Raw genomic sequence first — 12,995 nt, forward strand, 5'->3', positions numbered from 1 at the left:
TCTTATATGATCAGGGATTTTTTATTGTAGAAAAGGGGATGTTGAGATGAAAGATATTATTCAAAGAAAACTTATCATCCGAGAAGCAGAGTTAAAAGATGCAGAAGCTTTAGCCCGGTTGAGAGTGAAAACAGATGGAGAAACAGAATATATGGATAGAGAAGAAGGAGAAGGATATCTATCCCCGAAAGATTTTGAAGAATTGATAATGACGGATCAAAAAGAACTGAACAATCTGTGTCTGGTTGCTTGTGACAAACAAGAAATAATTGGTTATTGCAGGTGTGAAGGAAATAAATTAAAACGGTTATCGCATCAAGTGACATTTGGGATTGTTATAATGAAGGATTATTGGGGATATGGTCTAGGCAGACAGATGATTGAAATGATCATTGCGTGGTCTGAAGAGCAAAAAATACATAAAATTAATTTATCTGTTTCTGCATCAAATATACGGGCCATTCATCTGTACGAAACATATGATTTTCAAATCGAAGGCTGCTTGAAAGATGATAAAAGATTAAGGGGAGGCGAATATCATGATACCTTACTTATGGCCAGGTTCTCGAAAAAGCAAAAAATATATGATAACGAAAACCCTCCATCCTAAAGATGGAGGGCATTTTTAATTTGTAACAGAAGCTGCTTCCCAGGCTGCATGCATGCCAGCTATTCTGCCTGTCACTAAGGCAGAGGTGATATTATAACCACCGGTATATCCATGAATATCCAGGATTTCTCCGCAGAAGTATAATCCATGCATAAACTTAGACTGCATTGTTGTAGGAACAATTTCTTTAACGGAAACTCCACCTCCTGTAACAAATGCCTTTTCAATCGGCTGTGAACCATTTACAGAGAAAGAGAAGCCTTTAATTAAGCTGACAAACTGCTGCACATTTTCCCGGGAAATATTTGCTGCCTTTGTATCGGGGAGTATAGTAGCCTTATCTAACAGAAAATCTAAATACCGCTCTGGTACAATTCCTTTCACTAAGTTACGGAAAGCCTTCTTGGGCTGTTCCTCCATCATCTTAGTAATATCTTCAGTTAACGTATGAGCTTTCTTATTCGGGATTGCATCAATATGAATGCTGACTTCGTTCCTGCCTTTCATCAGCTCTTTAACAACATACTGCGAGCAGCGCAATACAGCTGGACCGGAGATACCAAAATGCGTAAATAACATGTCCATCTGATGTGTGATAATCGCTTTTCCCTTCTCGTTGAGTACACTTACAGCTACGTCCCGCAGCGCGAGTCCTTGAAGCTGCTTTTGCTTAATGAAAGCTTCAGAGGAAAGCAGAGGCACTTCAGTTGGGTAAAGTGTTGTTATAGTATGTCCTGCTTTTTTGGCCCATGCATAACCGTCTCCCGTACTTCCTGTATGGGGTACTGCTTTTCCCCCGACAGCGACAATGACAGCACCTGTGCTGATTTTTTCGCCATCTTTCAAGACTATCTCATGCCTTTGTTCACCATAATGGATCGCTTTTACAGGTGCTTCTGTGCGGATACGGACATGAAGCGTATCTAAGCGATTGAGCAATGCCTGTACTACAGATTTGGCTGAGTTACTAACCGGGAACATGCGTCCATGGTCTTCTTCTTTCAGCTTCACGCCAAGATTCTCGAAGAAATCGATGATATCGTAATTATCAAAGATAGAAAATGCACTATACAAAAATTTTCCGTTTCCGGGAATATGCTTAATTACTTCATCTTGCGGCAGACGATTCGTGACATTGCATCTTCCGCCTCCAGATATCGCTAACTTGTTGCCAAGTTTTTTCCCTTTATCAATCAAAAGTGTGGCTGCTCCATGCTCAGCTGCCGAGATGGCTGCCATAAGTCCAGATGGTCCGCCGCCGATCACTACTACATCGTAATTCATACTTGTTCTTCCTTTCTGCTGATGGTATCCAAAGGAATTCTTCCATCAGGTCTACTTTATGATAAAATAGATTCATTGGATTTTAAAGAGGAGTTAGGTGAAATAATGGCTTTGTCGACAATGATTCGCGGGACACTGCTGCTGACAGCAGCTACATTCCTGTCGAAGTTACTCGGGATCATCTATGTTATCCCGTTCAATGCACTAGTAGGTGCCTCTGGGGGAGCTTTATTTAATTTTGCATATACCCCTTATAATATATTGATTAGTATCTCAACAATAGGTATTCCGTTAGGTGTTTCGAAATTCGTTTCAAAATACAATGGTCTGGGGGACTATAGGACAAGCCAGCGTGTATTCAAGACTGGATTTACCATTATGGGTGTGACTGGTGTCGTAGCGTTTCTCATTATGTATTTTGGGGCAGACTTGATTGCACAGTGGAGTGTAGGAGATGGAAAGTCTGGTTTTACGACAGACACGGTTGCTTATGTTATTAAGCTAGTCAGCTTCGCCAACCTCATTATACCTGCAATGAGTATTGTTAGAGGATTTTTCCAAGGTAACCAATCAATGGGGCCTTCTGCCATTTCCACTGTCGTAGAGCAGATTGCTCGTATTGTATTCTTATTGCTTAGTGTCTATCTTGCCCTGCATGCTTTCAACCAAAACATCGCAGTAGCAGTTGGATATGCGACATTCGCGGCATTTGTCGGTGCACTCGCTTCATGCGCAGTGCTCTATGTCTATTGGCGTGCCCGTAAACCTCATCTGGAACAAAGGATGATACAGCAAACAGTCCGTCCTGCAGCTATGTCAGATAAGACGATTATTAAAGAATTACTAAGCTATGCAGGACCATTTGTTGTAACAGGGATTGCAACATCGCTTTATCAGTTCATCGACCAGTTTACGATGCCGCGTGCATTGGAGGCAATTGGACAAGGAAATGTGGCCGTTGATATTTTTGGAGTAATTAACTTTTATGGTCAAAAAATCATCACTATTCCGATGACATTGTCAATCGGGTTATCACTGGCAGCAGTTCCGGCCATTACTCGTGCATTTTTCTCTGATGATCGTAAGTTATACTTACAGCAAATTAATCAGTCATTACAAATAGTGCTATTTTTAATTTTTCCAGCTAGTATTGGGATTGCTTTATTGGGAAGTGAAGCTTACACAGCATTTTACGGTACAGAAGCTGTCCTCAACCCTGACATAGGAGCCGGAACGCTAATGGTATGGTACGCACCAGTAGCACTGCTGTTTGCTTTATTCACGACAACGTCATCCATTTTGCAAGGTATAAATGAACAGCGTTTCTCCGTCATCAGTCTAACAGCGGGATTATTAGTGAAGATATTCTTTAATATACCGCTCATTCATGCGTTCGGAGCAAAAGGAGCCATCTTTGGAACAGCCTTGGCAGTCGGTATTGCAACAGTATTGAATTTCCTTAAAATGAAGCATATATTAAAGTTCCCAGTGCGTCAGCTTGCAAAGCGGACAATCCTCATTGTAATTTTCACAGCAATTATGTCGGCTGTTGTACTGCTTACTAAGTATCTGCTTGGATTCGCGATTACGTTCCGAGATGGACAAATTGCATCAGCAGTGATCATTCTCGTTTGTGCAGTGATTGGTGGAGCGGTTTATATGATTCTCTCGTATAAATCTACTTTGCTTGAGCGTGTACTTGGTAATCGGATTGGGTTCTTGGATCGTCTATTGAAAAGAAAGAAGGGTTAAATGATGAGAATGGATAAACTGCTTGCCAATATGGGCTACGGCAGCAGAAAAGAAGTGAAGACGCTTCTCAAACAAGGAGCAATTACGGTGAATGGATCTCAAGTCAAATCACCGTCCATCCATGTGAATGAAAAGAAAGATATTGTACAAGTGAATGGTGAAACCGTCGAGTACAGAGAATTTATCTATTTGATGATGCATAAGCCGCCTGGTTTAGTCTCGGCTACGGAAGATAAAAGAGATGAAACAGTTGTCGATATTCTGCAGACGGAGGATCGCATATTCGAACCGTTCCCGGTCGGCCGATTGGATAAAGATACGGAAGGGCTTCTGCTGTTGACGAATGATGGGACGCTTGCCCATCAGCTGTTATCACCGAAGAAACACGTGCCCAAGCTCTACTTTGCGCGTATCGAAGGTGAAGTCACTGAAAAGACGATAGAGCAATTCCATCAAGGTGTAACGCTGGATGATGGTTATATGACGAAGCCGGCTATTCTGCAAATCTTGGAAGCAGGTCCAGTTTCAGAGATTGAGGTTACGATAACAGAAGGAAAGTTTCATCAGGTTAAGCGCATGTTCGAAGCAGTAGGAATGGAAGTTGTCTATCTGAAACGTCTGCGGATGGGCAGCCTTGAGCTGGACGAAGATCTTGAGCTTGGGGAATACAGGGAACTTTCTGATGATGAGCTTAGCAAGCTGATCCAGGATACAAAAAAAAGCTGATCTGCTCGCAGATCAGCTTGCCTTAAATTAGGAAATTATTACATAGGTTGTACGTTTTAAATCAAGAGATTTTGACTTTTTTTGAGGTTGTTGACCAAACCCCCCGATGAGGACTTTGTACTAAACCGTTATACTCCAGCACGTTTAGATCGCGCTGTACAGTACGGTCCGTTATACCAAATTCTTCAGCCAATTCTGTAGTAGAAACTGTGTCCCTTTCCTTAATATAAAGATAGACAGCTTTTACACGGTTTAGCATTCGGGATGTTGATTGATTCAAAAAACCACTCCTTAGTCTACATAAGAATCGGTGGTGCTCTAAATCTCTTTCTACCCGTATTTTACAATAATTAAGCCAAGAAGGCTAGGAGATAGGTTTAATTTTCTGTTAATTCTATTCTTAAAACGTAAACAAAATTATTGATAAGAAAACAGGAGGCGAAGGAAATGGAAAAAATCAATTGGTATGAAAAGGCATCGGCTTATAAAGATGCTTATGTGAAAGTGCTGAAAGAACTCGTATCCATTCCTAGTGTGTATGATGAATCGACAAAAACGGACAAGCAGCCATTTGGTGAAAAGATTGATGAAGCACTAACGTATATATTGCAAGTAGGGAAGAATGATGGATTTATAACCAAATATGTTGATGGCTATGCTGGCCATATCGAGTATGGACAAGGTGAAGGGTTAGTGGGCGTACTTGGTCATTTAGATGTCGTACCTGCGGATGGTGAGTGGACATATGGTGCATTTAACCCTAGCCTGGCAGATGAACATTTATTCGGAAGAGGGACATTGGATGATAAGGGACCGGTTGTAGCAGCTTACTTTGCGATGAAACTGCTTAAAGATCTTGGTTACACACCGAAGAAACGTGTCCGTTTGATTATGGGTACGGATGAAGAGCGCGATTGGCAATGTATGACGTACTACTTCCAGCATGAAGAAATGCCGGATACCGGATTCACACCAGATGCAGACTTCCCGCTTATCTACGCAGAAAAAGGAATCATTGATGGGTATATCTCGCTTCCTGCTGCTGCAGCACAAAGTGACATGCTTCGACTTGAACAGTTCGAAGGTGGAAAAGCATTGAATATGGTTCCAGGACTCGCGGAGGCGCTTCTTACTGGGGAGAGCTTGGCAAAGGTAGAAGAAGCATTCACAGCCTTCCTGGCAGCTGAAGGGTACAGCGGTAAGGCTGAAGCTAAAGAAAATGCTATCCAGCTAAGCTTGTCTGGTAAAGCTGCTCATGGCTCGACACCAGAAAAAGGCATCAATGCAGTAGTGGCTTTGGCTAAATTCTTAGTGAACTTACCATTACATGGTGATGTGACGGACAAGCTAAGCTGGCTCATCGAAAAGTTCGAGAATTATAATGGCAATGGCATTGACCTGGGTCTGACTGATGATGTATCAGGTCCTTTGACACTTAATCTTGGGGAATTCAGCATGAAAGATGCGGAGGCTTGGAAAATTGGTGTAAATATCCGTTATCCAGTTACATCTGAATATGATGACGTTACGTCTAGATTGTTTGCGCAGCTTGCAGAAGCAGGTGCAGGATTCCAGGAAACTTCTCATTTGGCATCTTTATATGTAGAAAAGGATGATCCGCTAGTTGAGACATTGCTTGATGTGTATCGTCGTCAAACAGGCGATCAAACAGATATCTTGGCGATAGGCGGCGGCACATATGCACGAGCGATGAAAAAAGGTGTTGCATTCGGACCGCTGTTCCCAGGCGGATCAGACAGTGCACATCAGCAGGATGAGCACATCTTGGTTGAAGATATGCTCCGTGCCATTGCCATTTATGCAGAAGCAATTTATCTGCTGACAAAGGAAGAGCGCGGGTAATGCAAGCATCGACTAAAAAGACTTACAGATCTTTTCAATACTTTTATCTAGCGGCTTTTCTTTCCAACGGATCCTTGTTTCCGCTGCTTGCTGTTTTTCTGCAGGAAGAAAAACAGTTGGATCCTGTACTTGTTGGTCTGATTGTAGCGGCAATTCCATTAGTGAATACAGTAATGGAGCCTGTCTGGGGGCTGCTTAGCGATTATACTCAAAAACCATTGCGTCTTTTGGCAGTAGCATTAGCTGTTGCTGCGGCGCTTGCATTCATTTATCTATTTTATGATCACTATGCATTGCTGCTGATCGGAATGCTGACTATCGCCGTATTCCAGGCAGCTGTCATTCCTTTGTCGGACAGTATGGCGTTAAGCTTTGTCGAACAGCACAAGCTTGTCTACGGGAACATTCGTTTATGGGGAGCAATAGGATTTGCGGTTGCTTCATTCCTATTAGGATACATAACAGATTTTGTAGGTACAGTGGATGTCATATTCATAGCATATGGATTGTTTCTGCTGCTTGCACTGCCAGCATTGCGTAAATTTCCGCGGAAAGGTTATGACATAGCCAGAGTATCGATGAAAGAAGGATTGCGTACTTTACGAAAAAACAAGCCATTCATGTTGTTCCTTGTATCTAATTTCCTTATATTTGGCCCTATACTTGCAAATAATTTCTATTTCGGGACATTCATTTTAGCTGCTGGAGGCACACTAAGCGCTGTCGGCATCGCATTCTTCCTAGGAGCGGGCAGTGAAGCACCATTCATGAAACTGGCTCATCTGATTATTAGGAAGATGAGCATTCTGCATGTTGTCATATTAAGTGCGGCTGTATCCGGCGCAAGATGGGTTTTATATATGTTCGACCCATCACTTACTGTCATCTTCATCACAACTATTATCCAAGGATTGTCGATCGGACTCTATGTACCGGCTGCTTTGTTATATATAAGAAGTGCTGCGCCTTCATCTGTACAAGCGACTGCCATTGCGCTTTATTCTGCGGTAGGTACAGGGCTTGGCAATGCGCTGTTTAATCTGATGGGCGGGATGATTCTCGAGGTTGCAACTGTTTATCATATGTATGCGTTGTTTGCCGCAACGACTTTCATTGGTGTTGGTATTTTGTTTATCGTGAAGAGAATGATGGGTACAGCTAAAGGGAAAAGAGGAGTAGCATGAGTACACATTATTTCATTGGTATAGGTACCGATGAATCTATTCAGGCAGCATTGGCTGAGTGGCAGAGCGACTTAAAAGCATACGTTCCGATGAAACTATGGCCAAGGCCGGAGGAATTCCATATAACACTGCAATTCCTAGGTGCCACGACAGATGAGCAGCTGGATAAGATAAAATTGGCTTGGCAGAAACAGGATTTCGGAAAAGTATTTACCTTGGACGTTGCCGGAGTGGATATTTTCGGCAGTCCAAAGCAGCCTCGTGTCGTATGGGCCGGGGTAAAACCGCTTAATCAGCTTCAAGCATTGCATCAACAAGTAACTGCAAGTACAGAGCAAGCTGGATTCAAGCTCGAGAACCGACCGTATCGACCGCACATAACACTTGGGAAGAAATGGGGTTCTGGTAAAGTAAATGGACAGCTCCCGCTTCCGGATAAACATTTGTCCGCACCTATCTTGGTGGAGAAGGTAACGCTTTACCGTATCGAACCTGGGAAACGGCCGAAATACGTTCCAGTACTGGTCAAAGATCTGGAGAAGGAGTGAATCAATGTGGCGCAATTGATCAAGCTGCATGAATATATATCCCGTTATGAACAGCATCCTTACCGATATCCTGGACAATTTATCAAATTGAAAAAAGAGAATTGGGAGAAGATGCACAGGGAATGGGAGCAGCAGCAAGCTGCTCCTGATTCCCTTTCCATTCAAGAAGAAAAGGAAGAAACATTAAAGAAATCGTGGTATCAAGTATTCCGAAAAAAAGAAGCAGATGTCGAGGAGCTGGAGCCAACTCCTGTATATGTTGCTCCTTCAGAAAAAATTCTGAAGCAGGATTTCTTGGAAGAACTTTTTGACTTCCAGCTGAAATGGGCTACAAGCACTCTTGGAGAATTTTCATTTTTTGATCACAAATTCAAAAAAGATCCGGTTCTTCGATACTTTCTGAAACGATTTCCTGACACTTTCTTTGTTATGTATAAACCTGTTTTTGAAGTGAAGCAGACTACAATGGAGGCAGAAACGATTCTAATCCATCCACTTGGCATAGAGATTGTTTCGGTTCTGGAGGACAAGCCGGATGTATTGTTCTGGGCAACTGACGAGCGAACATGGAAGCGGGAATCGAAGGGTAAGTTTTCTACTTTCCTCAATCCGATGCTTTCTTTAAACAGAACAGAAAAGCTGATACAAGGAATCCTTAGAAAATATGATGTCGAGCTGCCTGTACAAAAGGTAGTCTTAAGCAGAGAAAACCAAATCCGGTTTGCTAGTGAGCCAAGAAATACACAGTTTATCGGCAGTCAAAAGCATACAGCCTGGCTGATGGCCAAACGAGAAGAACAGTTAGCTCTCAAACATGCACAGCTTCGTGCCAGTGAGGTGCTGCTAGAGCATGCATATACAAAGGCTGTTGCTCGTCCGGAATGGGAACAGGAAGAAAAGGAAGAATTTTTTAGTTAAATAAACGGTTTTATAGGCCTATCGTATTGATAAAACCATAGCAAATGTTGTAATCTAAAGTATGTCTGTCGAATTTGTTCGGGAATGTACTTGCCTTGTGTCACGCTGGGCTTGTTTACAGCTAGTAATGCAAAGCGATTGCACTAGGAAAGTAGGAATGAACGGTGAATTGGTTAGAACACATACTGGGAAATGAGTGGAAGATTGCTCCTGCTGGCGGTGTAACAGGAGAAGCATATTATGCAAAAAGCGGAGATCGACAGCTGTTCTTAAAGCGCAATTCTTCTCCTTTTTTGGCAGTTCTTTCAGCAGAAGGGATTGTACCTAAGCTGGTATGGACAAAAAGAATGGAGAACGGGGATGTTATTACTGCGCAGGAATGGCTGATGGGACGCGGTCTGACTTTCTCGGAAATGAGTGATCCTCGAGTGGCTAAGCTGCTAAGCAAAATCCATCATTCCTCCGAGATGCTGAACTTACTGATGCGTATGGGAAAGAAACCGCTTCAGCCAGAAGCGAAAATGGAAGAGCTGCGGGGGAAAGCAGCTGGCTTCCAAGATCGGCTGCCAGCTTTAAAACAGGTGCTGGCAAGTCTGGAGCAATTCTTACCTGAAATGCCGGATCAGCTATTGGCTGTCTGTCATTTTGATATCGACCATAACAATTGGATGATAAGCCAGTGTGATGAGCTGTACCTTGTGGACTGGGATAGTGCGCTCATCGCGGACCCGGCAGCTGATATCGGAATGCTGCTGAGAAAGTACGTTCCATATACTGACTGGGAAGACTGGATGAAAGCATACGGCAAGCCGCTGAATAATGCACTACTAAGACGTATTTATTGGTATGAAGCTGCCCGTATCATTATGTCATTGCGTGATGACAATGTGGAACGCAAAAGTAAAGAATTAGAACAGCTGCTTAAGGAAGTTCATCAGCTGTCCTGCTAACCTTGAAAGCTGTTGATTGTCTCTACCCAATCCTCGAGCTGTTCTCTGTTCGATGTGATGTGCGCATTGATATCTGCAGCTTTTTCACCGGCAGAACTGTACGAATGGATACCGGGAAGCAAAGCAAGAAGCTCTTGCTGATCGGTTGATTTATTAGATAAGATAGAACGTGCCAGGCGGGATATTTGCTCGCATTCGGACTTGCTCCCGCAGCAGGATTCGCAATGCTCGCTAAGTATATCCCGAAGAAGGCTAAATTGGTTTTCAACGGAAAGTGACATCGATTTTCCCCTCCTTCCTGAGCATAGCGTGTGCGTTTTGGCATCAAACTATGCAGGCGGGCAGGGCAGAAATAGGAGTGAGGCATATGCGTGTGCGCCATAAACCTTGGGCAGACGATTATTTAAAAGAAAACGATCATATTGTCGTACAGGATCCGAAAAATTATAAAGGCAAATGGAGAGAGCTATTCGGTAATGACAAGCCTCTCCATGTTGAGATTGGATCTGGAAAAGGGCAGTTTATCACTGGTATGGCAGCCCAGCATCCGGAATACAATTTCATCGGAATTGAATTAGCGAAAAGTATTATTGTGACAGCAGTAGAGAAAGCAGCTGAAGCAGATCTACCGAATGTCAAATTATTAAATGAAAATGCAGCTGATTTTCGTGAGTTGTTTGAAGAGAATGAAGTGGATAGCATCTACCTCAATTTCTCTGATCCTTGGCCGAAGAATAAGCATGAGAAACGTCGTTTGACGTATAAAAGCTTCCTGGAGCAATACGAAGCTGTATTAAAAGATAACGGCGAAGTCGTCTTCAAAACGGATAACCAGAAACTATTCGAATATAGTTTGTCCAGCTTCTCTCGATATGGCATGGTTTTGCAGGAAGTGAAGCTTGATCTGCATACAGAGAATGACCCATTAAATGTGAAAACGGAATATGAGGAGAAATTCTCTTCCCGCGGCTATCGTATTTATCGGAGTGTGGCTACTTTTAAGTAGAAATACTCGGTGTATCAAATTGAACTAATAATATTGAAGAGATTGCCTTAGGCTGGCACGGAGACAGTAAAGTACTGGGCTCCTGTCAGTCTTTTTTTTATTGTGCTAGTTGTAAAAAACATAATTGAGCTGCGCTATAATGTTTTAAATCAAAACCATATACCATTATGAAAAATCCCAAAAGTTAAAAGTTCAAACTTTTGGGATTTCTTATGTAGTGAAACGCTCTTTGAACTTAATTCTTTTGCTCAAGTGCAAAGATGCTGCTACGTACCTTTATACTAACAATCCCTTTCGTCCGATTCCAATAGAGTTAGGCAGTTTATTTTTGGTAATGGGTGGAATGAATTCGTGTTTGACTATGTATGTATATATAATGTTCCAATTTGTAGTCCCACATGTTCAAAGGGGTGTATACGACTGACTTGGGAAATAGCAATAGCAAATTCCACATTATAAAAGTAATTAGATCTACAAAGGAGATCATGAAAAAAGGGAGTGGAGAGTGTGGGTTTTAAGATTGCGTTCATCGGAGCGGGCAGCATTGGCTTCACACGTGCATTGTTACGAGATATCTTAGCTGTATCTGCATTCAAAGACATAGAAATCGCTTTTACCGATATTGATGCGAATAATTTGAGTATGGTGACAGAGCTATGTCAGCGGGACATTTATGAAAATGGGTTATCAATAGAGATTCGATCAACTCTTAATCGCAGAGAAGCGTTGAAAGATGCACGTTACATTATTTCTGTTTTTCGTATTGGCGGGTTAGAGGCATTTGAACAGGATATTAACATTCCGCTGCGCTATGGGGTTGATCAATGTGTAGGGGACACATTGAGTGCCGGTGGTATAATGTACGGTCAGCGCGGCATTCATGAGATGCTAGAGATTTGTAAGGATATAAAAGAGGTTGCTGAGCCGGATTGTTTGTTGTTAAATTATGCGAATCCTATGGCGATGCTTACATGGGCATGTAACACGTATGGAGGAGTGAAAACAGTCGGACTTTGTCACGGTGTTCAGGGTGGGCATAGGCAAATAGCCGACGTGCTTGAGCTAGAGCAGAATGATGTAGACATAGTCTGCGCAGGGATTAACCATCAAACGTGGTACATTCAAGTAAACCACAATGGCGAAGACTTAACAGGTGGACTTCTTGAAGCTTTTGAGAACCATCCTGAGTATAGTAAAACAGAAAAGGTTCGTATCGACATGCTCCGCCGCTTTGGCTACTATAGCACGGAATCAAATGGGCATTTAAGTGAATATGTACCTTGGTATCGCAAACGAGTAGAAGAAATTAATGATTGGATCGATTTAGGTACCTGGATTAATGGGGAAACAGGTGGTTATCTGCGGGTGTGTACAGAAGGTCGCAACTGGTTTAAGGAAGACTTTCCGAATTGGATGAAAGAACCTGCATATCGGTATGTCGAAGAAGAGCGGGGACAAGAACACGGATCCTACATCATTGAAGCACTGGAAACAGGCCGAACATACCGAGGCCATTTCAATACTATTAACAAGGGCATAATCTCGAACTTACCACAAGATGCGGTCATTGAAGCTCCAGGCTATGTTGATAGAAATGGCATTAGTATGCCTATTGTTGGCGATCTTCCTCTTGGATGTGCTGCTGTTTGTCAAACGAGCATTTCGGTGCAAAGGCTCGCCGTTGAAGCTGCTGTCACTGGAGATGATCGACTTTTAAGACAGGCGTTTATGATGGATCCACTAGTTGGTGCTGTGTGTACGCCGCCAGAAATCTGGCAAATGGTTGATGACATGCTCATTGCACAGGAAAAATGGCTGCCTCAATACAAGCATAGCATTCACAAAGCAAAGGAACGTCAAAAAAGGGAAGCGCGTTTACCAACAAAAGAATATACTGGTGCTGCTCGTTTAAAAACAAAAACAGTTGAAGAAATGAGAGCGAATCGAGAAGAAGCGTCTAAAAACGCGAAAGAAGCAGATAAAGCACTGGAGCGACCTGCGAAAACATAACGCAAAGGGAAGTAACAATCAAGAATCTTTTAACTCTTATACAGTGTGTATGCCAATAGAGATGCAGGGGGCGTTCAAGAATCATACTTTTTCTAACAAGGACATCTCTGAAACTTTTATTTGTAAAGCTACCTTCTACTTAAT

At 42.5% G+C, this 12,995-nt stretch carries 13 protein-coding genes; 10 read left to right on the top strand and 3 right to left on the bottom strand.

Annotated elements, in window-relative coordinates; all coding sequences use genetic code 11:
- Nucleotides 1-46 precede the first annotated feature (46 nt).
- The gene (locus AE2B122_RS00005; protein WP_175072758.1) at nucleotides 47-610 is read left to right on the top strand and encodes a GNAT family N-acetyltransferase; all 564 of its coding nucleotides are present in this window, start codon (nucleotides 47-49) and stop codon (nucleotides 608-610) included.
- A 15-nt stretch (nucleotides 611-625) separates the two neighbouring features.
- Here the strand turns inward: AE2B122_RS00005 and AE2B122_RS00010 are convergent, their stop codons facing one another.
- Nucleotides 626-1,894: an NAD(P)/FAD-dependent oxidoreductase gene (locus tag AE2B122_RS00010; protein WP_175072759.1), complete on the bottom strand. Its 1,269-nt coding sequence runs from the start codon at nucleotides 1,892-1,894 to the stop codon at nucleotides 626-628.
- 105 nt (nucleotides 1,895-1,999) lie between these two features.
- On the opposite strand from AE2B122_RS00010, the gene AE2B122_RS00015 reads away from it, so the two are divergent.
- Both AE2B122_RS00015 and AE2B122_RS00020 read left to right on the top strand, forming a co-directional pair.
- The gene (locus AE2B122_RS00015; protein WP_254593384.1) at nucleotides 2,000-3,646 is read left to right on the top strand and encodes a polysaccharide biosynthesis protein; all 1,647 of its coding nucleotides are present in this window, start codon (nucleotides 2,000-2,002) and stop codon (nucleotides 3,644-3,646) included.
- Between the two features lie 3 nt (nucleotides 3,647-3,649).
- Complete coding sequence (locus AE2B122_RS00020) at nucleotides 3,650-4,372, top strand: pseudouridine synthase (protein ID WP_095220626.1); 723 nt, start codon at nucleotides 3,650-3,652, stop codon at nucleotides 4,370-4,372.
- Nucleotides 4,373-4,433: 61 nt separating this feature from the next.
- Here AE2B122_RS00020 and AE2B122_RS00025 read toward each other — a convergent pair whose 3' ends face one another.
- Nucleotides 4,434-4,652 (bottom strand): DeoR family transcriptional regulator, encoded by a 219-nt coding sequence (locus AE2B122_RS00025; protein WP_093879353.1) that lies wholly within the window; start codon nucleotides 4,650-4,652, stop codon nucleotides 4,434-4,436.
- Between the two features lie 167 nt (nucleotides 4,653-4,819).
- On the opposite strand from AE2B122_RS00025, the gene pepV reads away from it, so the two are divergent.
- The 5 genes from pepV to AE2B122_RS00050 all read left to right on the top strand — a co-directional run bounded on the left by pepV (nucleotide 4,820) and on the right by AE2B122_RS00050 (nucleotide 9,835).
- The gene (gene pepV, locus AE2B122_RS00030; RefSeq protein ID WP_175072760.1) at nucleotides 4,820-6,235 is read left to right on the top strand and encodes a dipeptidase PepV; all 1,416 of its coding nucleotides are present in this window, start codon (nucleotides 4,820-4,822) and stop codon (nucleotides 6,233-6,235) included.
- On the top strand, nucleotides 6,235-7,419 hold the full coding sequence (locus AE2B122_RS00035) for an MFS transporter (protein ID WP_175072761.1): 1,185 nt from the start codon (nucleotides 6,235-6,237) through the stop codon (nucleotides 7,417-7,419). The genes pepV and AE2B122_RS00035 overlap by 1 nt, the downstream gene beginning before the upstream one ends.
- Nucleotides 7,416-7,967, top strand: a complete 552-nt coding sequence (gene thpR, locus AE2B122_RS00040; RefSeq protein WP_175072762.1) for an RNA 2',3'-cyclic phosphodiesterase — start codon at nucleotides 7,416-7,418, stop codon at nucleotides 7,965-7,967. The genes AE2B122_RS00035 and thpR overlap by 4 nt, the downstream gene beginning before the upstream one ends.
- A 6-nt stretch (nucleotides 7,968-7,973) precedes the next feature.
- Nucleotides 7,974-8,885 (top strand): NERD domain-containing protein, encoded by a 912-nt coding sequence (locus tag AE2B122_RS00045; protein WP_175072763.1) that lies wholly within the window; start codon nucleotides 7,974-7,976, stop codon nucleotides 8,883-8,885.
- 164 nt (nucleotides 8,886-9,049) lie between these two features.
- Nucleotides 9,050-9,835, top strand: coding sequence for a phosphotransferase family protein (locus AE2B122_RS00050; RefSeq protein WP_095272939.1), 786 nt, complete (start codon nucleotides 9,050-9,052; stop codon nucleotides 9,833-9,835).
- Here the strand turns inward: AE2B122_RS00050 and AE2B122_RS00055 are convergent.
- The gene (locus AE2B122_RS00055) at nucleotides 9,832-10,116 is read right to left on the bottom strand and encodes a YtzH-like family protein (RefSeq protein WP_095220573.1); all 285 of its coding nucleotides are present in this window, start codon (nucleotides 10,114-10,116) and stop codon (nucleotides 9,832-9,834) included. The genes AE2B122_RS00050 and AE2B122_RS00055 overlap by 4 nt on opposite strands.
- Before the next feature lie 86 nt (nucleotides 10,117-10,202).
- On the opposite strand from AE2B122_RS00055, the gene trmB reads away from it, so the two are divergent.
- Entirely contained in the window at nucleotides 10,203-10,841 is a 639-nt protein-coding gene (gene trmB, locus AE2B122_RS00060) for a tRNA (guanosine(46)-N7)-methyltransferase TrmB (protein ID WP_175072764.1), read from the top strand.
- Nucleotides 10,842-11,348: 507 nt separating this feature from the next.
- Complete coding sequence (locus tag AE2B122_RS00065; protein WP_175072765.1) at nucleotides 11,349-12,851, top strand: alpha-glucosidase/alpha-galactosidase; 1,503 nt, start codon at nucleotides 11,349-11,351, stop codon at nucleotides 12,849-12,851.
- Nucleotides 12,852-12,995: the final 144 nt, after the last annotated feature.

The sequence above is a fragment of the Terribacillus sp. AE2B 122 genome (assembly GCF_902497585.1).
GTDB classification, from domain to species: Bacteria; Bacillota; Bacilli; order Bacillales; family Amphibacillaceae; genus Terribacillus; species Terribacillus saccharophilus_A.